Raw genomic sequence first — 22,813 nt, forward strand, 5'->3', positions numbered from 1 at the left:
CTCCTTCTATCATCAGTATAAAGAAGAAGCGCATTCTTTACAGTACACAAAGAATACGCTTCTTATCACGTGCTGGCTTTAAGATGTGCAGGCGCTTTCCAAGCAATGGTCAGTGCAATCCCTATAGCCAAGGTGACCGTTGCAAAGTAGAAAGGATAGTTTACATCAATATCGAACAGCATTCCGCCGATAATAGGCCCGAATACATTGCCGATACTTGTAAACATTGAATTCATACCGCCGGCAAACCCCTGTTCATTTCCCGCAATCTTTGACAGGTAAGTCGTTACCGCAGGCCGCATGAGATCAAATCCGACAAATACGGTGACTGTCACCAGCAGAATCGCAATATATGAATGTACCGTTGTCAGCAAGAATACCAGACTCGTCGAGAGAATTAAGCTGTACCGAATTAAATGGATTTCGCCAAACCATCTTGTGAAGCGATCGAATAAGACGACTTGCGTAATGGCGCCAACAATCGCTCCTCCTGTAATCATAATGGCAATGTCGCTGGCCGTAAAACCGAATTTATGATCCACGAATAATGCAAATAAAGATTCAAATGATGCTAAACCAAAAGACGAAATTAAGATAATGAGAAAAGCTATGAAATACATGGGGGCAAAAATCCGTTTAAAGCCTGTCTTCTGTCCTTTTATTTCCTGACTTTCAGGGTTTCGTTCCGGCTCGCGCAGCGTGAGGATGGATAAAATGGCTGCTAACAGTGCAAAAGCTGCCGCAAAGAAAAAAGGCAGCCGGGAATGGACTTCTGCTAAAAATCCCCCAATGCCGGGGCCGATAATAAATCCTGTTGAAATAGCGGCTGACATATAACCGAGCGCTTTCGGCCTCGTTTTAATGGTCGTGATATCTGCAATAAAAGCCGTGACCCCGGGCATAATGAAGGCTGCGCTGATACCGCCCAGCATACGGGAGATAAATAACATCTCCACTGTTTTTCCAATGCCGAATAAAAACTCCGACACACTAAAGAACAACAGGCCGATCACGATCATGATCTTGCGCCCGAAGCGATCAACCCATCGTCCGGCTATTGGTGAGACAATGAGCTGTGTAATAGCGAAGCAGGCAACCATATAGCCGACCGCGGTCCCCGATAAATGCAATTCATTCATAATGGTCGGCGTTACTGGAATCACAAGCCCGATCCCCAAAAAAGCAATAAATAAATTGGTTAATAATATCGTTAAGGTAATATTTTTCTTCTCCATATGACTTCCCCTTTTTCAAGTGTGTATCCCTTATACTGTAAGACCTCCTCCTAGGGGAGAGTCAACGGATTTGCAAAATCTTTCTAAAGCCTTATGACAGTTATTCATTTGCGGGAATAAGCATGTCGATATGCTGCGGCAGGACCTGAATGACTGCGGGTGTATGTGTATAAACTTCTCCATCCATATCCGCCTTTTTGGCAGTGTCTGTTTCAATCTCGATACGGGAAGCCTGGACATAGGACAACTCTCCGGTAAAACGATCAATTGAACCCTGTTCCATGCTCATCAGCTCCCGCAGCGCGGTGAGGTTGGTATTGCGGCATATGAGAACATCAAGTAAGCCGTCTTCAATACTGGCATCGGGCAGAGGAATTCGATTCGTTCCAATGTATTGGCCATTCATCACAAGCAGCATAACGGCTTCTTCTTTAATTTCTTCTCCATCAATTTTTAATGTCATCGGAAACGATGCAGCGGATGAGACGGTTCGCAAGGCACTTGTAAAATAGCTGATTTTTCCCAATAATGCTTTTTCCGTTTCGTTGATTTGATTCGACGTTTCTGCAATTAAGCCGATCCCCCAGAAATTCAAAAAATAACGGTCATTCATCTGACATACGTCTACGCTGGTTTTTTTTCCTGACATAAGTGCTTCCGCGGCCTTTGCAAGATTTTGAGGGATGCCAAGCACTCTTGAAAAGTCATTGCACGTGCCTCCGGGCAAAATTCCGACCGCGGGTTTTCTTTCTAGAGCGCTGATAGCATTTATGCATTGATGGATCGTGCCGTCGCCGCCGAGAATGAAGACGGTGTCGACAGAATCATCAATGGATCGGCAAAAATGATACGCATCATCCTTTTTCTTTGTCTGTTTAATAATCACCTCATCTAAATGGTGAGATAAAACCGGCACGACAGCACCAAGTGCTTTTTCTATATTTTTGTTGCCGGCATTTCCGTTATGAATCAGTAACGCTTTCCGGTGGCTCATATACAACTGCTCCTTTATTTTACTTCTGGTTATATAATCCCCTTTTTTTGTAAGCAGTAAACGAAGAGCAAAAAAAGTGCACGGCGAAGCAAAGTCATTTGCCGATATGGACGTTTCCTTGCTATCATAAGAACAGATGATGAAAAAGGAGAGGTCTTCATTGAATATGGACTTTAATTTATTTATGAATGATATTGTCCGCCAAGCGAGACAGGAAATTACAGCTGCTGGATACACTGAGCTGAAAACAGCTGAAGAGGTGGATGAGGCACTTACGAAAAAAGGAACGACGCTTGTCATGGTAAACTCTGTTTGCGGATGCGCCGGAGGAATTGCAAGACCGGCAGCCTACCATTCCGTTCACTATGATAAAAGACCTGATCAGCTCGTCACCGTTTTTGCCGGACAGGATAAAGAAGCGACAGCGCGTGCGCGTGACTATTTTGAAGGTTATCCGCCATCTTCTCCGTCCTTTGCGATTTTGAAAGACGGAAAGATCATGAAAATGGTAGAGCGTCATGAAATTGAAGGCCATGAGCCGATGGCCGTAGTGGCAAAGCTGCAGGAAGCCTTTGAAGAATATTGTGAAGAAGTATAAGACGAACAACCCGGATGCTCAAAGCAGCCCGGGTTTTTTTGTGCATAAATTTCCAAGAGTATATGAATAAATATTAAGGGATTATTCAATCGGATTGTACAGTGATTTTATTTTTATCTAGTAATATCAAAAAGAGATCACTGGAAAGATAAGCTTGAAGATAATTTTTAAAAATAGTATTGCATAAAAATAAGAAACTGTTTAAAATACAAATTAACGAATAAATATTCAAATACACAAAAGTAATGAATACGGGGGAAATGGATCATGAAAAAATGGCTCTTATTACTTGTAGCTGCCTGCATTACCTTTGCATTATCTGCTTGCGGCTCAAGCAATTCAGGTTCAGAAGGCGGCAAGAAAAAATTAATTATGGGTACTTCGGCGGATTACAAACCGTTTGAATATAAAGAAGGCGATAATATTGTCGGCTTTGATGTAGAGTTGGCAAAAGCTCTGGCAAAGAAGGCAGGCTATGAAATTGAAGTGCAGGATATGGACTTCAACAGCTTAATTACAGCGCTTAAATCAAAACAGGTGGATCTCGTTCTGTCAGGAATGACACCAACGCCTGAGCGTAAAAAACAAGTTGATTTTTCAGATGTGTATTACACAGCGAACCATATGATTGTCAGCAAAAAAGACAGCGGCATTCAATCTTTGAAAGACCTGAAAGGAAAAACAGTTGGCGTTCAGCTTGGCTCTATTCAGGAAGAGAAGGGGAAAGAGCTTTCTCCGGAATATGGTTTTAAAACAGAAGACCGCAACAGAATTTCTGATTTGGTGCAGGAAATCAAATCTGACCGCTTTGATGCCGCGATTATTGAAGACATTGTTGCAGAAGGGTATTTCAAATCAAATGATGACCTGCAAGGCTTTGTGATTCCTGATGCGAAAGCGGAAGAAGCCGGTTCAGCAATTGCTTTCAGAAAGGACAGTGAACTGACAGACAAATTCAATAAAGCGCTCAAGGAAATGGAAGATAACGGAGAGCTTGAGAAATTGAAGAAAAAATGGTTCACTGGCGAGAAGTAAAAAAAGCGGCTCAACTTTTTCGTTGAGCCTTTTTATTGAATAGGAAACTTTTTTCCTGTAAGAAAAGGAGACAAAGGCTATGAATTTGGATTTTTCAGCAACGATCCCCCAAATTCCTTTTATATTAGAAGGCTTGGCAATTACATTAAAAATTGTTGTTGTATCTGCTATTATCGGACTTATACTCGGTATTGTGCTAAGCTTATGCAAGATCAGCACATTCCGCCCGTTTATCTGGATCGCTGATTTTTATACATCAGTGTTCCGAGGCACGCCTTTAGTGCTGCAGCTTATGATTGTCTATTTTGGCCTTCCTCAGCTGCTCGGATTTCAAATTGACCAGTTTTGGGCTGCGGTTGTCGCATTGTCTTTGAATTCCGCCGCTTATGTATCGGAAATTATTAGAGCCGGAATCAATGCCATTGATAAAGGGCAAAAAGAAGCTGCTGTTGCACTCGGTGTCCCGTATGGAAAAATGATGAAGGATCTGCTGCTGCCGCAGGCCTTCAAAAATATATCACCTGCAATTGTGAATGAATTAATTACGTTAACAAAAGAATCGGCGATCGTTACCGTCATCGGGCTTGGTGATGTCATGAGACGCGCATATCAAGCTGGCGCCGCCACTTACAATTACCTTGAGCCGCTCATTATCGCGGGATTGATTTATTATGTGCTTGTCCTGATTTTAACGTTTATCGGCAAGGCTGTAGAAAGGAAGCTGAAATCCAATGATTAAGGTTGAAAAGCTGTCAAAATCATTTGGGAAACACGAAGTATTAAAAAACATTTCAACAACAATCGCTGAGGGTGAGGTTGTTGCCGTGATCGGTCCTTCAGGCTCAGGCAAATCAACGTTCTTACGCTGTTTAAACCTGTTGGAAAAGCCTAACGGCGGAACCATTACAATAAAAGACACAGAGATTACGAAGCCAAAAACCAACACATTAAAGGTCCGGGAAAACATCGGGATGGTTTTTCAGCATTTTCATCTCTTTCCGCACAAAACGGTTCTCGAAAACATCATGTACGCGCCGGTCAATGTAAAAAAAGAAACAAAACAGGCTGCACAGGAGAAAGCTGAGGACCTGCTCCGCAAAGTCGGTTTGTTTGAAAAGCGAAATGACTATCCAAACCGTTTGTCTGGCGGACAAAAACAGCGTGTCGCGATTGCCAGGGCTCTTGCGATGAATCCGGACATCATGCTGTTTGACGAGCCGACCTCCGCCCTTGATCCGGAGATGGTTAAAGAAGTGCTACAGGTGATGAAAGAGCTGGTCGAAACCGGCATGACCATGGTGATTGTCACACATGAAATGGGCTTCGCAAAAGAAGTGGCAGACCGTGTGCTGTTTATGGACCAAGGAATGATTGTCGAAGACGGCAATCCGAAGGAATTTTTTATGTCGCCAAAATCCAAAAGAGCGCAGGACTTTTTAGAGAAAATATTATAGAATATAAAAAAGAAGAAGGCTGGCCGCCTCTTCTTTTTTATTGAAGAAACAAATAGAAATGGAGTCCGACATGTTTAAAATTGGTTATCGCACAATAAAGACCGCGCTAGGAACAGCTTTGGCTATTTATATAAGCCAGTTATTGCATTTGCAAAACTTCGCATCAGCAGGAATCATCACCATTTTGTGCATACAAATCACACAAAAACGGTCGCTTCAGGCCTCATGGGCCCGCTTTGCGGCATGTTGTCTGGCAATTGTTTTTTCTTATCTCTTTTTCGAGCTTATTGGCTACCACCCGTTTGTGATCGGAGCGCTTCTTTTGATATTCATTCCGATAACGGTTCTGTTAAAAATTAACGAGGGTATCGTCACCAGTTCCGTTATTATCCTTCATTTATACATGTCCGGCGGCATTACGCTTGCTTTCATCTGGAATGAAGTTCAGCTGATTACGGTTGGCATCGGCGTCGCTCTATTGATGAACTTGTATATGCCTAGTCTTGACCGGAAACTGATTGCTTACCGCAAAAAGATAGAGGATAACTTTGCTGTCATTTTTGCAGAAATCGAACGGTATTTGTTAACTGGTGAGCAAGATTGGTCAGGAAAAGAAATTCCGGAAACGCACCAGCTCATTACGGAGGCTAAAAACCTGGCATATCGAGATGTGCAAAACCACATTTTGCGTTATGAAAATCTGCATTATCATTATTTTAAAATGAGAGAAAAGCAATTTGAAATTATCGAACGCCTTCTCCCTAAAGTGACATCGATCTCCATTACGGTAGATCAGGGAAAAATGATCGCTGAATTTATTCATGATTTGCGGGAGGCGATACACCCTGGGAATACAGCGTACAAATTTCTGAAAAGACTTGCTGACATGAGAAAAGAATTTGAGGAGATGGCGCTTCCTGCGACTAGAGAGGAATTTGAAGCGAGGGCCGCTCTCTTCCATCTTCTCGGCGAAATGGAACAATATTTAGTGATTAAAAGTTATTTTAAAGGAATAAAAGCGCAAAAATCACTCGGATGATTCGCATGAGCTCTTCCTTCATTGGTCAACCTAATGAAAAAGGAGGAGCTTATGCGTTTTTTCTTATGTTCGATTTTTATGATGATTTCACCGATTTGGCCGCTCGGCGAAAATCCGCTGCCGGGTGATCCGTATATTATTGTCAACAAGCGAACAAATGAACTTGCTGTTATCCTCGACAACAGAGTAGAAGGCGTGTATAGTGTGGCGACTGGAAAAACAGATGATTTGACGCCTGAAGGAGAGTTTTCGGTAACGGTAAAAGCGGAAAATCCTTACTACAGAAAGAAAAATATTGAAGGGGGATCTCCTGACAACCCGCTTGGGGCCAGATGGATCGGATTTGACGCGAAAGGAACGGACGGGCGGATTTATGGAATTCATGGGACAAACCGAGAGGAATCAGTAGGGAAATTTGTGTCTAACGGCTGTATACGTATGCATAACGATGAGGTCGTTCATTTGTTTCAAACGATACCAGTAGGAACGAGAGTGCTGATCACGGACGACAACCGCTCTTTTGAGGAGATTGCCATCGAGCATAAAGCTCTGATAAAAAAGCAGGATATTCCCATTGAATAAGGCGCCTGCTTTTTTATCGTTATAAAAACATGACGATTCCTGAGAGTACAGTTGAAAGAATAAAAACTCCCAAAATCACGATCAAAACGCTTTTCATCAGTTTTTGAGACATGATTTTCACTCCTTAAACAATCTGTCTATATTTTAGCGTGTTTTGAATGGGTGGACAAGCGATATCTATTAGCGAAAGCAGGGATGCAAATGAACAGGCTTGACCATATCGGGATAGCCGTTTTTTCGATAAAAGATGCTAGAAGCTTTTATGAAAATGTATTGGGGCTTGCATTTCTTCATCAAGAAACGGTTGAAGAACAAAAGGTGAATGTTGCTTTTTTTCAAGCTGGTAGCGTCAAACTTGAGCTGATAGAGCCGTTGACAGCTGACAGCCCCGTCCGTTTATTTTTGGAGAAGAAAGGGCAGGGACTGCATCATATTGCGTTTTTGTGCAACGGCCTATCTGAACAGCTTCAAGCATTGTCTGACCGGCATGTTCGATTGATTGACAGGTATCCAAGACAGGGGGCAAATGGGAAAAAGATCGCGTTTATTTCCCCTCGGGAAACAAACGGTGTTCTTATAGAGCTTTGTGAACCGAAAGGAGACCAACACAATGAGCATGAATGAGCACATGGATCATTTATACACGAAACGCAAGCAGGCAGAAGAAGGCGGAGGACAGGAAAAGCTGGCTCAGCAGCGGCAAAAGGGCAAGCTCACTGCTCGGGAAAGGATCATATTTCTTCTAGATCAGGACAGCTTTATCGAATTAAACCCCTTCATGGAAAGTCAAGTGTTAACAAGAGAACAGCGCATGTTAGGGGATGGGGTCGTGACAGGGTACGGCACAATTGACGGCCGCTCAGTTTATGTATTTGCGCAAGACTTCACAGTATTCGGAGGGGCGCTTGGCGAAACCCATGCCAGGAAAATCTGCGCTTTGATGGATCTGGCAGCAAAAAATAAGGCGCCGATTATCGGGCTGAATGACTCAGGTGGTGCGAGAATTCAAGAGGGTGTGGTATCATTAGATGGATACGGTCACATATTTTATCGAAACGTCTTATATTCCGGAGTCATTCCGCAAATATCGGTTATTTTAGGGCCGTGCGCTGGAGGCGCTGTATATTCTCCGGCACTCACAGATTTTATATTTATGGCTGAACAGACCGGCCGGATGTTTATTACCGGCCCGAAGGTGATTGAAAAAGTGACAGGGGAACAGGTTGATGCGGAGAGCTTAGGCGGAGCGGGGATACATAATGCCGTCAGCGGAAACGCCCACTTTTCCGGACATACGGAGAAGGAGGTTCTGACAGGGGTGAGAAAACTGCTGTCTTATTTGCCGCTGAATGGCCGGACAACAGAGCCGAAGCCAGAGAAAGAGGCGTCCAGACCGTTATTAAACCGTCTTGTCCCTGGTGATACGACAAAGCCTTATGATGTTCGGAAGGTGATCAGGGAGCTGGCTGACCCGCAGTCTTTTTTTGAGATTCAGCCATTTTTTGCGAAGAACATTGTCATTGGGTTTGCAAGGCTGGGTGAAAAAGCAATCGGCATCGTGGCGAGCCAGCCGAAGCATCTGGCGGGAAGCCTGACGATTGACGCTGCTGATAAAGCAGCAAGGTTCATCCGTTTTTGTGACGCATTTGATATCCCGCTATTGACTGTCGAAGATGTCCCGGGGTTTCTGCCGGGTATTCAGCAAGAGCACAATGGAATCATCAGGCATGGAGCAAAATTATTGTTTGCTTATGCTGAAGCGACTGTCCCAAAAGTCACACTCATCATTAGAAAAGCGTACGGCGGCGCCTATGTGGCCATGAACAGCAAAGCGATCGGAGCGGACCTTGTGTTTGCATGGCCGAATGCTGAAATCGCAGTGATGGGTCCAGAAGGTGCGGCATCGATTTTGTATGAAAAGGAAATCAAAGCTTCAGCTGACCCGCAAAAGACGAAACGCGAAAAAACAGCTGAATACAAAAAGCAAAACGCCGGCCCATACAAAGCGGCCGCTTGTGGAATGGTCGATGACATCATTTTGCCGGAAGAATCAAGGGGAAAACTGATTCAAGCTTTTCATATGCTTGCACATAAGACAGAAGAGAGACCGAAAAAAAAGCACGGTAACATACCGCTTTAATATGGAGGGACTTACAAATGGTGAATGAAAAACGCCTGCTGGAAGAATTTTTAGAACTTGTCCAAATTGACTCAGAAACAAAGCACGAAGCTGAAATCTGCAAAGTGCTGAAACGAAAATTTTCTGATTTAGGTGTGGACGTTAAAGAAGACGATACAATGGATATCACGGGCCACGGAGCCGGTAACCTGATTTGCACGCTAAAAGGGACAAAACAAACAGATACGATCTATTTTACATCTCATATGGACACAGTTGTACCCGGAAACGGCGTAAAACCAGTTGTAGAGAACGGTTACGTCAAAACTGACGGCACGACGATTTTAGGCGCTGATGATAAAGCGGGATTGGCTGCAATGTTTGAGGCGATTAAGGTGCTGAAAGAAGAAAACATTGAACACGGCACGATTGAATTCATCATCACAGTAGGGGAAGAATCGGGTCTGATCGGAGCGAAGGCTCTTGACCGTTCTATGATCACTGCATCCTACGGCTATGCCCTTGATTCAGACGGAAAAGTTGGAAATATCATTGTGGCCGCGCCGACACAGGCGAAGGTAAGAGCGGCAATTTTCGGGAAAACCGCTCACGCCGGGGTTGAACCTGAAAAAGGCATTTCAGCAATTACAATCGCTAGCAAAGCCATTTCAAAAATGCCATTGGGCCGTATCGATGAAGAAACAACAGCTAATATCGGCCGGTTTGAAGGCGGCACACAAACAAACATTGTGTGCGACGAAGTTCATATTCTTGCTGAAGCGCGCTCTTTAGTTCCTGAGAAAATGGAAGCTCAGGTTCAAAAAATGAAAGCTGCTTTTGAAGAGGCAGCTGCTGATATGGGTGGACGCGCAGAAGTCGAAATTGAGGTTATGTATCCGGGCTTTAAATATCAAGACGGCGACCAAGTTGTTGAAATCGCGAAAAAAGCGGCTGCTAAAATCGGACGTCCAAGCGAGCTGCAAACGAGCGGCGGCGGAAGCGACGCGAACGTAATCGCTGGTCATGGCATCCCGACGGTCAATCTTGCTGTCGGTTATGAGCAAATTCATACAAAAAATGAAAAAATGCCGATCGAAGAGCTCGTTAAAACGGCAGAAATGGTTGTTGCCATTATTGAAGAGGCGGCAAAATAAAAAAAGAAAACCCGAGTGCGATTTCCCGCATCGGGTTTTTTTAGCTCCATTTCCTAAGCGGCCAAAATAACACATCCTGTTTTTTAGCGTAATGAAGCAAGGGGTCTGACTCCGGCAATGTAATGCCGTGAGCATCAGTCACCGTATTGACTGAAATTTCTGCTTCGGCGTTTTGCAGCAGCCATGGATGATGATGGATGTCTTCGTAATAGAGTTTGCTTTGATTGGTAGTATAGAGTCTATACCGTTCTGTCAGCCAGTAATCGAGCGAATCCTTTTCTGCTGTAAAAGGCGCTGAAATGGGCCGATATGCGGCGTGGAATGCTGCTTCTTTGTCATCTTTCCGCTTGCTGACATAGTCAATGGCATCACCGTTTTTTTCGGCTTTCATATCCGCGTAAAAATAAGGCAGATGAAAGAATGTGCGAGCGCCAAGGACCGCCAGACGATGATCGGCATCTAAGCTAAAAAAATAAATGCCGGGCTTACCTTTATACGTGACATAGGTGCGGAGGTTAAGCTCAGGAAATGCACGCGCACCGGGAATGGCAGGAAGATAACGCGCCCTCAGGTTCGTGAGCATAAAGGGAAGCATGCTGATCCAAGCTTGCCCGTTATATGTATCTAATTCTAAAACGGACGGTACCAAAGCGCGAAGGATAGAAACATCAACAGGCCAGTGAGCAAATAAGACATCATTCCAGGTTTGTCTCATGATCCAGATTCCTTCAGGTACAGAAATGTTTTTTTGCTGAAAGTGTTCCGTCAACGTATATGCTCCTTTCGTTTGGAGATGAGTAAAGGTATTCCCTATTTCCTTCTTTTTAAACGATACGGCTATTTTTTGGATGGCCATTTCTGCTTCAGCCATGATAAACAAGACTGTTTGGCGCGGTATGCTTTGCAAGTAACAAAAAACAACCCCGGCTTTTCGCGCGGGGTTGTTTTTTTATTTCACCGACTCAGTAAGAGCGGCTGTTTTTTTACTTTTATGATGCGTCATCTGAAGGACGATGTTTTGCACTGTCAAAAACAGTCCGCTTGTAAACCAGTACAGCGGAAGGGCTGCCGGAACATTAAGCGAGAAAATCGTCATCATCACAGGGAAGATGAACACCATCAATTTTGCGGATTGCTGTGCCGCTGGGTTTTGCGGGACAGCGGAATATTTCGCGCTCAGTTTTTGAGCGATATAGGCCTGGATAAAGTACATTGCTCCCGCACTAAGAGACACGAGAATATCTGATTGTCCTAAACTGAACCATAAAAACGAGTGTGACGCAATTTCAGGTGTAGAGCGAATCGCGTAATAAAACCCAATCACAATAGGAAACTGAATCAGCATTGGGAGGCATCCCATAGCAAGCGGATTGATGTTGTTCTCTTGATACAGCTTCATCATTTCCATTTGCAGTTCTTTTTGTTTTTCAGGGTCCTTCGTTTTTTTCAATTTGGCCTGAATGCTGTCAACCTGAGGTTTAATAACGGCCATTTTCTCTTGGAACACGCGCTGTTTTTTGAACTGATTAACAAACAAAGGCAGTACAACCATACGCACAATAATGGTTACGAGGATAATAGAGAGTCCGTATTCTCCGTGAAACAGCCCGGCAACACCCTTAAGCAGAGCGGAAAACGGTTCGATTAAATAATCGTGGAAAAACCCTACGTTGCTGAGGCCTCCCACCTGATTAGTCGCTGCAAATGCAGCATTGCCCGAGCATAATACGATCAAAAAGATACCCATAGCCAAAAGTTTTTGATATGTTTTTAACAATTTTGTTCTCCTCCTTTTTATAAATGCGGTTTATAAAAGAAGAGAACCGGCGTCTTCCTCATCGTTCACAGGCGAATTCATGCGGAAGACTTTACGTATCCAAGTTGTAATGCGATGATATATAATAATAAGAAAGTCTGTTCGGTTAATGTGAAAGACCGTCTGATGTTCATCTGTTCGTTTTGATTTCCATTGCTCGCCCGCACGGCACTCCCGTAAGAGGAATGCAATCCCGATTGCCGTTAGAGCAGGAAGAATAATTGTGAAAAAATCGACTAAGAATAAAACGTCATTTATCGATTCCACAAACATTGTCATCACATCCATTCAATAGCTTCATTTTACTATATGTACAAGCTGTTGTCTAATGACCGAAAAGGAGATTTGTTTATGCCGGGAAAGAGCCGAATTATTTTCCATATTGATATGAATAGCTTTTATGCGTCGGTTGAAATGGCATATGATCCGGCTCTCCGGGGAAAGCCGGTCGCAGTTGCCGGAAACGTAAAGGAGCGAAAGGGCATTGTGGTGACATGCAGCTACGAGGCTAGAGCGCGCGGCGTCAAAACAACGATGCCGGTTTGGCAAGCGAAGCGCCATTGTCCTGAGCTCATCGTTCTTCCGCCGAACTTTGACCGCTATAGAAACTCTTCACGAGCGATGTTTACCATTCTTCGTGAATATACTGACCTAGTGGAGCCTGTCTCCATCGACGAAGGCTATATGGACATGACCGATACACCATACAGCAGCCGGGCTCTGGAGACGGCAAAAGAAATCCAAAGCAGATTGCAAAAAGAGCTGCTGCTTCCGTCAAGCATAGGAATCGCGCCGAATAAATTTCTCGCTAAGATGGCGTCTGATATGAAAAAACCGCTTGGAATTACGATCTTAAGAAAGAGGCAAGTGCCTGATATCCTGTGGCCGCTTCCTGTTGGAGAGATGCACGGAGTCGGCAAAAAGACAGCGGAAAAACTGAAGGGACTCGGCATCCATACAATCGGAGAGCTAGCTGCAGCTGATGAACACTCGCTGAAGCGCCTGCTTGGCATCAACGGTCCGCGCCTTAAAAATAAAGCAAATGGCATTCACCATGCGCCGGTTGACCCGGAGCGCATTTACGAATTTAAAAGCGTCGGCAACTCATCGACACTTTCCCATGATTCCAGTGATGAAGAGGAGCTGTTAGGCGTTTTTAGAAAGCTTGCCGCTTCTGTGAGTGACCGTTTACAGCGCAAGGAAGTCATGGCTTCGAAGCTTTTTATTATGATTAGATATGCGGATTGGAAAACCATCACAAGAAGCACTACGCTGAGAAACCCGATTGATCAAAAAAATGACATTTTGAAAGAAGCAGAGCACCTCTTTTTTAAACACTGGAATAAAAATCCTGTCAGACTGCTTGGCATTACCGGAACCGATTTGGTAGAAAAAGAGCAGGCCTATAAGCAGCTTGATTTGTTCAGCTTTAATGAAGATGCGAAGGATGAGCCCATTCAGCAGATGATGGAAAAGCTGAATAAAAAGTACGGTACCAAACTGATCAGAAAAGGGGCAAGGTTAAAAAAAGAGGAGAGCAAAACAAAGGGAACAAGCTTTAATAAAGATTTTTTTCAGGATGAAAAGAAAAGCTGAATCGCTTGAAAAAAAGGGTGAATGTATGGTAATTTCTTTATTATAAATATCATTTTATTTTAATTTAAATTTTAAAATGATTAAACGTTTGCAGAAGGGACGTTAGAATATGTCAAAACAACAAATCGGCGTTATCGGACTTGCGGTCATGGGTAAAAATCTGGCTTTAAATATCGAAAGCCGGGGATTTTCTGTTTCTGTTTACAACAGATCAAGCAGTAAAACTGAGGAGTTTTTACAGGAGGCAAAAGGAAAAAATGTTGTTGGCACTTACAGCATTGAAGAATTTGTCCAATCCTTGGAAACACCGCGCAAAATCTTATTAATGGTTAAAGCGGGAACTGCAACAGATGCGACAATTCAATCTCTTCTTCCTCATCTAGAGAAGGATGATATTTTAATTGACGGCGGTAATACATACTATAAAGATACACAGCGCCGTAACAAAGAACTCGCTGAAAGCGGCATTCATTTTATCGGAACAGGCGTTTCCGGCGGAGAAGAAGGGGCGCTTAAAGGACCTTCTATCATGCCTGGCGGACAAAAAGAAGCACATGAGCTTGTAAAACCGATTCTTGAAGCCATTTCTGCAAAAGTTGACGGAGAACCTTGTACGACATATATCGGTCCGGACGGCGCCGGCCATTACGTAAAAATGGTGCACAACGGAATTGAATACGGAGATATGCAGCTGATCTCTGAATCATATTTCATTCTGAAACAGGTGCTGGGCCTTTCTGCTGATGAGCTTCACGAAGTTTTCGCTGAATGGAATAAAGGTGAGCTTGACAGCTACTTGATTGAGATTACAGCTGACATCTTTACGAAAAAAGACGAAGAAACAGGCAAACCGCTTGTTGATGTGATTCTTGATAAAGCAGGCCAAAAAGGAACAGGAAAATGGACAAGCCAAAGCGCACTTGACTTAGGTGTTCCGCTTCCGATTATTACTGAATCTGTATTCGCGCGCTTTATCTCAGCTATGAAGGAAGAGCGTGTGAAAGCGAGCGGCCTTCTTTCAGGACCAGAAGTGAAGCCTGTTACAGAAAATAAAGAAGAGCTGATTGAAGCGGTCAGAAAAGCGTTGTTTATGAGTAAAATCTGCTCATACGCGCAAGGATTTGCTCAAATGAAAGCTGCTTCTGAAGAATACAACTGGGATCTGAAATATGGTGAAATCGCTATGATCTTCCGCGGTGGCTGCATCATTCGCGCGGCATTCCTTCAGAAGATCAAAGAAGCTTACGATCGCGAGCCTGAGCTTGACAACCTGCTTCTTGACAGCTATTTCAAGAATATTGTAGAAAGCTACCAAGGAGCGCTTCGCCAAGTGATTTCACTTGCAGTTGCCCAAGGTGTGCCGGTGCCATCATTCTCAAGCGCATTAGCCTACTATGACAGCTACCGCACAGCCGTACTGCCTGCAAACTTAATCCAAGCACAGCGCGACTACTTTGGCGCTCATACTTATGAGCGTACTGACAAAGAAGGCATCTTCCATACTGAATGGATGAAGTAATCAATAGAAACCCCCGAAGCTCTTAAGCTTTGGGGGTTTTGTTATTAAAGAGATTGTTATACCTTTGTTCAGCGTAAAAAAGCCGAAAATGCTTGTAAACATTTTCGGCTTTTTTCTTCTTATTATATATTCCACCAGTGTAAGCTGTCTTTCGCCAAAAGATCATCAGATTCTTTCGGTCCCATTGAGCCTGATTCGTAGTTAGGAGATAAGGTTTTGTTTGCTGCCCATGTTTCAGAAATAGAGTCGACAAAGCTCCAAGAAAGGGCAACTTCATCCCAGTGTGCAAAGTTTGTTGCATCGCCAAGAAGACAGTCGTGAATTAGTTTTTCATATGCTTCAGGGGTGTTCAACTCGTCATTGCAATTGCTGCAATAATCGAGTTTGATTGGCTGTGCGTGTGCTGCTCCGCCAAGCTTTTTAGCATTTAAGTAAAGCGTAATGCCTTCGTCAGGCTGGATATGAATGACAAGCAAGTTCGGATTCATGTTGTTTTCATTACCGTAGTACAGATTCATCGGAATGTCCTTAAATTGAACGACAATTTTTGTGGACTTTTCTTTCATTCGTTTTCCGGTTCTGATGTAGAATGGAACACCAGCCCATCTGAAGTTGTCGATCAAGAGCTTGCCGGCAACAAAGGTTTCTGTATTGGAGTCAGGAGCGACATTATCTTCATCTGTATAAGCAGGAACCGGTACACCGTCAATTTCACCAGCTTGATATTGTCCGCGCACAAAGTATTCATCCACTTCCTCTTTTGCAATAGGACGCAGTGCTCTCAGCACCTTCACTTTTTCGCTGCGGATTTCTTCTGTGTTCAATTTGATAGGCGGCTCCATTGCAAGAAGGGCAACCATCTGCATAATATGGTTTTGCACCATGTCGCGAAGGGCGCCTGATTTTTCGTAATATCTTGCGCGGTCTTCAACGCCTAGTGATTCGCTAGATGTGATTTGAATGTTTGAAATGTAGCGGTTTGTCCAAAGCGGTTCGAAAATCGCATTGGCAAATCGAATCACTTCAATGTTCTGAACCATTTGTTTGCCTAGATAATGGTCGATTCTGTAAATTTGATCTTCCGTAAATGCTTCGCGGATTTCTTTATTCAATGCCTGTGCGCTTGGCAGATCATGGCCGAACGGTTTTTCGATGACAAGGCGGGACCAGCCGGTTGTAGCTGTTACACCCTCTGATTTTAATGTTTTTGCAATCGTTCCGAAGAATTCAGGAGCCATTGCCAAGTAGAACATTCTGTTGTTAGGAATTTGATATGTATCTTCCAGCTGGTTAAGCAATACGTTTAGCTCTTGATAAGAACCAGGGTTTGTCACGTCAAACGGGTGATAGTAAAAATGAGACGTGAAATCATCTATATGCTTATCTGCAGATGAGGAAATGGATGTTTTAACAGTTTGGCGAAGATCCTCATTAGACCAAGGTCTTCTTCCAACTCCTACCACTGCAAACTCTTCTCCGATTTGTCCGTTTTGATATAAACGGTGAATAGACGGATACAATTTTCGTTTTGCTAAATCTCCAGTTGCACCGAATATGACAATTACTGCTTTTGGTTGTTGGTTTGTTTTCACTAAAAGTACCTCACTTTATTCGAAGCTTTATTTTAGTACACCCCGTATATTTCCTTCATTTTAAATCTAAAATTCAACGAAAGCAAACATTTAAGCCCTTTTTTAAGCAGAATGCTGAAAAAATGTTTCTAGCACGAAAGGATTGTTCTTTTCAGAGGCAAGATTCACATTTTGAGCTTGATCCTGTATTCTTGTAGGTATCTGGTTCTAGTAGGAGGAAGGAAACGTGGAATTACTTTTTTTAGGGACGGGAGCCGGCATTCCCGCCAAGGCGAGAAATGTAACGTCGGTGGCATTAAAATTGCTTGAAGAAAGGCGTTCGGTATGGCTTTTTGACTGCGGGGAAGCCACACAGCATCAAATTTTACATACAACGATTAAACCTCGTAAAATAGAGAAAATCTTTATTACACACATGCACGGCGATCATGTATACGGACTTCCGGGGCTTCTGGGGAGCCGTTCCTTTCAAGGCGGAGAGGACGAGCTGACAGTGTACGGACCTAAAGGGATCAAGGCGTTTATTGAAACAAGCCTTGCCGTCACGAAGACCCATTTGACATATCCGCTTGCGGTCCAGGAAATTGAAGAAGGAATCGTGTTTGAGGACGATCAGTTTATTGTCACAGCGGTATCTGTTATTCATGGAGTGGAAGCCTTCGGGTACCGTGTGCAGGAAAAAGACGTACCGGGTTCCTTGAAGGCTGATGTATTAAAAGAAATGAACATCCCGCCCGGACCTGTATATCAGAAAATCAAAAAAGGCGAAACGGTAACGCTTGAAGACGGACGAATCATCAATGGGAATGATTTTCTGGAGCCTCCTAAAAAGGGAAGATCTGTTGTGTTCTCCGGTGATACGAGAGTAAGTGACAAACTAAAAGAGCTTGCGAGGGATTGTGATGTGCTTGTTCATGAAGCAACCTTTGCTAAGGAAGACCGTAAACTTGCTTATGATTATTATCACAGTACAACGGAACAAGCGGCTGTAACAGCGAAAGAAGCAAGAGCGAAGCAGCTCATTTTAACCCATATCAGCGCAAGATATCAGGGAGATGCTTCTTTGGAGCTTCAAAAAGAAGCGGTTGACGTTTTCCCCAATAGCGTGGTGGCATATGATTTCTTAGAGGTAAACGTCCCGCGAGGCTGAAGGCGGAGCTCTTATTTGACAATTTGTGATGACGTTGTATAATAAAACGTAATAATTACGTTTTATAAGGAGGTGTTAATTATGAGAGTAAATGTTACTTTAGCCTGCACTGAAACGGGAGACCGAAATTACATCACAACAAAAAATAAACGCACCAATCCAGACCGTTTGGAGCTGAAAAAATATTCACCGCGTTTAAAGAAATATACCCTTCATCGTGAAACAAAATAATATAAAAGACCGGGAATCCCTTACGGCCCGGTCTTTTTTACGTTAATTGACTGCCTGGTAAAGAGGAGCGGCCTGCTGGCACGCTGCGCACCATACGTCATAAATAGCCAAGTGAACGATATGAGGTTCATCATGATGGATGTTGTGGGAGCTGTTTTTAGCTTGAATCCAGCCGCTTTGGTTAGATAGAGACAATATGCTGCTGTGCAAGTTTTGCCACTCCTGTTCAGCAGCGAATTTCTCAGTCCGTTCTCCTGATGACAACACAAGAAGAGGCATGTTTCCTAAGTGGACTTGCCGCTTTTTGAGCTCCTGCAGACTTTTTGAATACTCTGCATGTGTGCCCTCAAGCATCATCTTTCTCGTATGTGATTTGTGCATTTCTTCGGGTATAAAGGTAAAGCTGGCGCAATCGCCTAAAGCTGGGTCAAGAAGGACCATGCCGATAATATCATACTTGTTTTTGCAGGCCCATAAACCGGTGATGACAGCTCCGTATGAGTGTGAAACAGCCAAATAAGGAGGTTTTACATCAGCTGCTTTAAGCAAACTCTCCAATTCTTTCACTTGTTGATCAGCTGTTCGTTTAGCTCTGCTTTGCCCGCTTTTTCCTATGCCTGCCCGATCATATGTGAAAATGCCAAATTCATCATCAATGTCCGCCATTAATGGTTTCCACGTCTCAGAAGAAGTACCATAGCCGGCCTCAAAGACAATCGTTACACCGCTTGATCCTTTCCGGTGTTGTGTATGAAACGCACATCCGTCAATTGTATATGTCTTTTCCATCCAAGCTGATTTCATTGGAGTCATCTCCTCTAATTGGTTCTACTAGGGAGACGGAGAACCTTAGCCGATCGTTTCTCTAAAAATAAAAAAAGAGATATCCTCTACAGGATATCTCTTATGGGCATTACCAGCCTCTTTCGTATTGAACAGGGGCCGGAATCTCTGTATTGAGCTGTTTCGCAGCAGTTCTTGCAAAGAATGGATCCCGCAAAAGCTCTCTGCCGATAAAGATGAGGTCGGCACGTCCGTTTTGCAGAATTTCTTCAGCCATTGAACCGTCTGTAATCATGCCGACGGCACCAGTAGCCATGTCCGCCTGTTCACGGATTTTCTCAGCGAAGCTGACCTGATAGCCAGGGAATACGTTAATGTCTGCGTGAACAAGGGCGCCTGAGCTGCAGTCAATTAAGTCAACTCCCTGCTCCTTCATCCATTTTGCAAAACCGATGTGATCGGCAATGTCTAAGCCTTTATCAGTGTAGTCAGAAGCAGATACACGGACAAATAAAGGACCGTCCCATACTTGTTTGACTTCATCAATGATCTCTCTCAAGAAACGATAGCGGTTTTCAGGTGAGCCGCCGTATTCATCTGTGCGATGGTTGGAAAGCGGAGACAAAAATTCATGAATTAAATATCCGTGCGCCGCATGAATTTCAATCACATCAAAGCCGGCTTCTTTTGCGCGGGCAGCCGCTTGCTTGAACTCCTGAACTGTTTCTTTTACTTTTTCTGCTGACATTTCTACAGGTGTTGCTGATTGTTCGTCAAACGCAATCGCCGATGGAGCGAAGATATCTCCTTCAAGCTCAGCTTTACGTCCGGCATGGGCAAGCTGAATGCCGATTTTTGAACCTTGTTCTTTGACCTGCTCAGTCAGTTTGGCAAAGCCTTCAATATGCTCGTCGCTCCAAATGCCTAAGTCTTGGTCAGTGATTCGTCCTTGAGGGTTAACCGCTGACGCCTCTACAATAATCAGTCCGACCTGGCCGATTGCGCGCGATATGTAATGTGCCATGTGGAACGGTGTTAATTTTCCGTCCTTTTCATGAGAAGAATACATGCACATTGGCGACATGACAATGCGGTTTTTTAACGTCATATCTTTAATTGTAATAGGTGTAAATAATTTTCTGGCCATTTCTTTCGCCTCCCGTAAGGTTTTTAGAGATTGATTATATCAAGTCATTTCTTTCCCGTCATATAAACTGCTCAAAAGAACCGCTTTTGTCAAACATTTCTGTATAATAGACGAGAAATCAGTTTATTTTTCAGTATAGAAGCATTTTTATTCATAGGAGGGGCGGAATCAATGAATTGGCAGACGAAGGACGAATTGCTGGCACTTTTAACTTCTCTTGTGCAATACGAAAGCATCACCGGTTCAAAGGGCGAGGCAGCGCTTGCAGAGTATCTTTATTTTATTTTGAAGGACAAGCCCTATTTTCAAAAGCACCCTGATGATGTAACACTTCATCCGATGGACGATGGCAGATCTTTTCTTACGGCTCTAGTCAAAAAGAAGAATGTCAAAAAGACAGTGCTTCTGCTGAGTCATTTTGATGTCGTTGACATAGAAGATTACGGCGAATTTAAACATATGGCTTGCAAGCCTGCTGAGCTTTTGAGCTCCTTTTTAGAGAAAAAAGAGCTGCTCCCGGAACGGGTGAGAAGAGATGCCGAAAGCGGAGACTGGCTGTTCGGAAGAGGGACGATGGATATGAAAGCGGGGCTTTGTGTTCAACTGTCGATGCTGGAGAGGGCAATGAACGGACATTTTGAGGGCAATCTGCTGTTGATAACGGTTCCGGACGAGGAAGTGAATTCAAGAGGCATGATTGAAGCGGTTCCTGCATTGAAGGAAATGGAGAAAAAGCATGATATCACATTAACCGCTTGCCTGAATGCCGAACCGATGTTTGAAAAATTTCCCGGCGATCAGCAGCAATATTTTTATACAGGAAGCATTGGAAAGGTGCTTGCGGGTTTTTTCTGCAAGGGGATTGAGACACATGTTGGAGAGCCGTTTTCAGGCCTAAACGCAAATTTAATGGTATCTGAGATTAACCGTTTGCTTGAACTGAATGCTGATTATTGCGAAAAGGTTGATGGCGAGGTCACTCCGCCGCCGGTAAACTTAATGCAAAAGGACTTGAAAGAGGCATATTCAGTCCAGACACCGCATACAGCTGTCACATTATTTAATGTGCTGTCAATGAAACGCTCAGCTAGTGAGCTGCATCAGATGCTGCTTAAAACAGCAGAACAGGCGGCGGAGGAAATCATGTCGAACGTTCGGAAGAAAACACAGGATTTTCAACAATTTGAGCCATTTCAGCCGATTGAGCGGGATGTCACTGTTTTGACATTTGATGAGCTGGTCTCGCGTGCAAAAAAGCGTGCGGGGATCTCGGAAACAGAGCGGGCTCTAAATTATGCCTTTGCTAACAGGGGCGGGCTTGGAGACAGGGATTTTTCGACGAAAATTGTTTCTGAACTTGCTTCGCTTTGTAAGGAGGATGCGCCGCTCATCGTTCTGTTTTATAGTCCGCCGCTTTATCCAGCTGTTTCTTCAAAGGATGATCAATTGATCAGAAATACAGCAGATCAGTTAAAGCATTATGCGGCTGAGCGATACGGCATTGCATTACGGGAGGTTCAGTACTTCCCCGGACTTTCGGACTTGAGTTATCTTCAGCTGGAAAAGCAGGAGGTTGATGCATACACAAGCAATATGCCGCTCTTTAACAGAGGGTATTCATTTCCAAGCGGTAAAAATCAGGCTTTATATGTCCCGGTTTTAAATGTCGGTCCGGCTGGTAAAGACCCGCATAAATGGACGGAAAGATTGTATATGCCTTATTCCTTTGAAGTGCTTCCCGATTTGCTTTCATTTACGATCTCCGCGCTATTAATGCAATCAGAATCTGCCGGCCAGCTGCTGCGGGAAAAATAAAAAACAGAAGGCACTGTGCCTTCTGTTTTTGTCCTTACATCTAAGAATGTCTCTCTAAGGCGGCACCGGCAAACTGTTCTTTGATTTCTGCGCTCCGTTTAGCTGTTTCTTCAATACAGTGAATAATTGCTTCTTCAAAGCGGGAGTCCTGTAAAGCGCGAAGACCTGCCTCTGTAGTGCCCCCAGGACTGGTGATTTCTTTACGCAGCTTTTCCGGCTGTTTGCCGCTTTGGAGGAGCATCTCTGTTGCCCCTGCCATTGTCTGCAAAATGAGTGCTTTTGCCGTTTCTTTATCTAATCCTACTTTTTGTGCTGCTTTTTCCATCGCCTCAATATAACGATACACATAGGCCGGGCCGCTGCCTGCGATTGCAGTGACAGCGTCAAGATGCCGCTCCTCAACCAGTGTTGCATCACCGATTGTTTCCAATAGAGCTTTTGCGGCAATAATATCATTCTTGCTTGCTTCCGTGCTTACGGAAAATCCGGTTGCTGATTTTCTGATTGCCGCTGATGTATTAGGCATGACGCGAATGACCGCGAGCTTTCTGCCAAAATAATGCTGAATGGTTTCGATGGTAAGGCCTGCAAGTACTGAAATGACAAGCTGGTCCTTGATATACGGCCGGATGCTGTCGATGCTTTCCGCCGCGTCTTTCGGTTTGAAAGCGAGGATAATGATATCGGTGTGAGTGAAAAACTCATTTTTATCTCTGCATGGACGCACGCCGTACGTTTCCTTTAATTCAATCAGACGCTCGTCATTTGAGCGATTTGTAATATAGATATGTTCTGGTTTTGTGATGCCGCTTTGCAAAATGCCGTTGATCATTGCTTCTGCCATTGACCCGGCGCCGACAAATCCTATCTTTTTCATTGATATCCTCCTTCTATCAGAACAACAAAAAACCTTTTCATCACGTAAAGGACGAAAAGGTTCGCGGTACCACCCTC

The 22,813-nt window shown here is 43.9% G+C and carries 24 protein-coding genes; 14 read left to right on the forward strand and 10 right to left on the reverse strand.

Going from position 1 to position 22,813, the window contains the following annotated elements:
* Positions 1 to 65 precede the first annotated feature (65 nt).
* Together bmr and M1D94_RS09370 are read right to left on the reverse strand one after the other, a co-directional pair.
* The gene (gene bmr, locus M1D94_RS09365) at positions 66 to 1,235 is read right to left on the reverse strand and encodes a multidrug efflux MFS transporter Bmr (RefSeq protein ID WP_249850945.1); all 1,170 of its coding nucleotides are present in this window, start codon (positions 1,233 to 1,235) and stop codon (positions 66 to 68) included.
* 100 nt (positions 1,236 to 1,335) lie between these two features.
* Positions 1,336 to 2,229 (reverse strand): diacylglycerol kinase family lipid kinase, encoded by an 894-nt coding sequence (locus M1D94_RS09370; RefSeq protein WP_103803309.1) that lies wholly within the window; start codon positions 2,227 to 2,229, stop codon positions 1,336 to 1,338.
* A gap of 160 nt (positions 2,230 to 2,389) precedes the next feature.
* Between M1D94_RS09370 and brxB the strand changes: the two genes are divergently transcribed.
* The 6 genes from brxB to M1D94_RS09400 all read left to right on the forward strand — a co-directional run bounded on the left by brxB (position 2,390) and on the right by M1D94_RS09400 (position 6,937).
* Entirely contained in the window at positions 2,390 to 2,827 is a 438-nt protein-coding gene (gene brxB, locus M1D94_RS09375) for a bacilliredoxin BrxB (RefSeq protein WP_003226477.1), read from the forward strand.
* A gap of 267 nt (positions 2,828 to 3,094) precedes the next feature.
* Complete coding sequence (artP, locus tag M1D94_RS09380) at positions 3,095 to 3,862, forward strand: arginine ABC transporter substrate-binding protein ArtP (RefSeq protein WP_003230337.1); 768 nt, start codon at positions 3,095 to 3,097, stop codon at positions 3,860 to 3,862.
* Between the two features lie 79 nt (positions 3,863 to 3,941).
* On the forward strand, positions 3,942 to 4,601 hold the full coding sequence (artQ, locus tag M1D94_RS09385) for an arginine ABC transporter permease ArtQ (protein ID WP_003230340.1): 660 nt from the start codon (positions 3,942 to 3,944) through the stop codon (positions 4,599 to 4,601).
* Positions 4,594 to 5,316: an arginine ABC transporter ATP-binding protein ArtR gene (gene artR / locus M1D94_RS09390; protein WP_003230342.1), complete on the forward strand. Its 723-nt coding sequence runs from the start codon at positions 4,594 to 4,596 to the stop codon at positions 5,314 to 5,316. Before artQ ends, artR begins: the two co-directional genes overlap by 8 nt.
* Positions 5,317 to 5,386: 70 nt before the next feature.
* Positions 5,387 to 6,355, forward strand: coding sequence for an aromatic acid exporter family protein (locus tag M1D94_RS09395; RefSeq protein ID WP_125121273.1), 969 nt, complete (start codon positions 5,387 to 5,389; stop codon positions 6,353 to 6,355).
* A gap of 51 nt (positions 6,356 to 6,406) precedes the next feature.
* Entirely contained in the window at positions 6,407 to 6,937 is a 531-nt protein-coding gene (locus tag M1D94_RS09400; RefSeq protein WP_032726102.1) for a L,D-transpeptidase, read from the forward strand.
* A gap of 19 nt (positions 6,938 to 6,956) precedes the next feature.
* Here M1D94_RS09400 and prli42 read toward each other — a convergent pair whose 3' ends face one another.
* Positions 6,957 to 7,049: a stressosome-associated protein Prli42 gene (prli42, locus tag M1D94_RS09405; RefSeq protein ID WP_003226489.1), complete on the reverse strand. Its 93-nt coding sequence runs from the start codon at positions 7,047 to 7,049 to the stop codon at positions 6,957 to 6,959.
* Positions 7,050 to 7,138: 89 nt separating this feature from the next.
* On the opposite strand from prli42, the gene mce reads away from it, so the two are divergent.
* From mce to M1D94_RS09420, 3 genes are read left to right on the forward strand one after another with little or no spacing between them, the layout of a single operon-like run.
* Positions 7,139 to 7,561 (forward strand): methylmalonyl-CoA epimerase, encoded by a 423-nt coding sequence (gene mce, locus M1D94_RS09410; RefSeq protein ID WP_021479984.1) that lies wholly within the window; start codon positions 7,139 to 7,141, stop codon positions 7,559 to 7,561.
* Positions 7,554 to 9,077, forward strand: coding sequence for an acyl-CoA carboxylase subunit beta (locus M1D94_RS09415; protein ID WP_172850261.1), 1,524 nt, complete (start codon positions 7,554 to 7,556; stop codon positions 9,075 to 9,077). Before mce ends, M1D94_RS09415 begins: the two co-directional genes overlap by 8 nt.
* Positions 9,078 to 9,094: 17 nt before the next feature.
* The gene (locus M1D94_RS09420; protein ID WP_003230352.1) at positions 9,095 to 10,210 is read left to right on the forward strand and encodes a tripeptidase T; all 1,116 of its coding nucleotides are present in this window, start codon (positions 9,095 to 9,097) and stop codon (positions 10,208 to 10,210) included.
* A gap of 40 nt (positions 10,211 to 10,250) precedes the next feature.
* On the opposite strand, the gene M1D94_RS09425 is transcribed toward M1D94_RS09420, so the two are convergent.
* The 3 genes from M1D94_RS09425 to mifM form a co-directional block, all read right to left on the reverse strand.
* Positions 10,251 to 10,979: a YqjF family protein gene (locus M1D94_RS09425; protein WP_038829761.1), complete on the reverse strand. Its 729-nt coding sequence runs from the start codon at positions 10,977 to 10,979 to the stop codon at positions 10,251 to 10,253.
* A 180-nt stretch (positions 10,980 to 11,159) separates the two neighbouring features.
* On the reverse strand, positions 11,160 to 11,987 hold the full coding sequence (locus tag M1D94_RS09430; protein WP_021479981.1) for a membrane protein insertase YidC: 828 nt from the start codon (positions 11,985 to 11,987) through the stop codon (positions 11,160 to 11,162).
* A gap of 30 nt (positions 11,988 to 12,017) precedes the next feature.
* Entirely contained in the window at positions 12,018 to 12,305 is a 288-nt protein-coding gene (gene mifM, locus M1D94_RS09435; protein ID WP_010886563.1) for a membrane protein insertion/folding monitor MifM, read from the reverse strand.
* Positions 12,306 to 12,377: 72 nt separating this feature from the next.
* Between mifM and M1D94_RS09440 the strand changes: the two genes are divergently transcribed.
* Positions 12,378 to 13,622, forward strand: coding sequence for a DNA polymerase IV (locus M1D94_RS09440; protein WP_070547512.1), 1,245 nt, complete (start codon positions 12,378 to 12,380; stop codon positions 13,620 to 13,622).
* A 109-nt stretch (positions 13,623 to 13,731) separates the two neighbouring features.
* Positions 13,732 to 15,141 (forward strand): NADP-dependent phosphogluconate dehydrogenase, encoded by a 1,410-nt coding sequence (gndA, locus tag M1D94_RS09445; protein ID WP_003230365.1) that lies wholly within the window; start codon positions 13,732 to 13,734, stop codon positions 15,139 to 15,141.
* Between the two features lie 122 nt (positions 15,142 to 15,263).
* Here the strand turns inward: gndA and zwf are convergent, their stop codons facing one another.
* Positions 15,264 to 16,733, reverse strand: a complete 1,470-nt coding sequence (zwf, locus tag M1D94_RS09450) for a glucose-6-phosphate dehydrogenase (protein ID WP_070547511.1) — start codon at positions 16,731 to 16,733, stop codon at positions 15,264 to 15,266.
* A gap of 226 nt (positions 16,734 to 16,959) precedes the next feature.
* Between zwf and rnz the strand changes: the two genes are divergently transcribed.
* Both rnz and rpmG read left to right on the forward strand, forming a co-directional pair.
* Entirely contained in the window at positions 16,960 to 17,883 is a 924-nt protein-coding gene (gene rnz, locus M1D94_RS09455) for a ribonuclease Z (protein ID WP_169037831.1), read from the forward strand.
* Positions 17,884 to 17,964: 81 nt separating this feature from the next.
* On the forward strand, positions 17,965 to 18,114 hold the full coding sequence (gene rpmG / locus M1D94_RS09460) for a 50S ribosomal protein L33 (protein WP_003226511.1): 150 nt from the start codon (positions 17,965 to 17,967) through the stop codon (positions 18,112 to 18,114).
* Between the two features lie 42 nt (positions 18,115 to 18,156).
* On the opposite strand, the gene M1D94_RS09465 is transcribed toward rpmG, so the two are convergent.
* Together M1D94_RS09465 and namA are read right to left on the reverse strand one after the other, a co-directional pair.
* The gene (locus M1D94_RS09465; protein WP_032726094.1) at positions 18,157 to 18,918 is read right to left on the reverse strand and encodes an alpha/beta fold hydrolase; all 762 of its coding nucleotides are present in this window, start codon (positions 18,916 to 18,918) and stop codon (positions 18,157 to 18,159) included.
* Positions 18,919 to 19,027: 109 nt separating this feature from the next.
* Positions 19,028 to 20,044 (reverse strand): NADPH dehydrogenase NamA, encoded by a 1,017-nt coding sequence (gene namA / locus M1D94_RS09470; protein ID WP_003230377.1) that lies wholly within the window; start codon positions 20,042 to 20,044, stop codon positions 19,028 to 19,030.
* Between the two features lie 171 nt (positions 20,045 to 20,215).
* On the opposite strand from namA, the gene M1D94_RS09475 reads away from it, so the two are divergent.
* The gene (locus M1D94_RS09475) at positions 20,216 to 21,859 is read left to right on the forward strand and encodes a M20/M25/M40 family metallo-hydrolase (protein WP_282627252.1); all 1,644 of its coding nucleotides are present in this window, start codon (positions 20,216 to 20,218) and stop codon (positions 21,857 to 21,859) included.
* Positions 21,860 to 21,899: 40 nt separating this feature from the next.
* Here M1D94_RS09475 and proC read toward each other — a convergent pair whose 3' ends face one another.
* Positions 21,900 to 22,736 carry a pyrroline-5-carboxylate reductase gene (gene proC, locus M1D94_RS09480; RefSeq protein WP_172850256.1) on the reverse strand — a complete coding sequence of 279 codons (837 nt, stop codon included), beginning with the start codon at positions 22,734 to 22,736 and terminating at the stop codon, positions 21,900 to 21,902.
* Positions 22,737 to 22,813: the final 77 nt, after the last annotated feature.

This window comes from Bacillus sp. JZ109 (assembly GCF_053903135.1).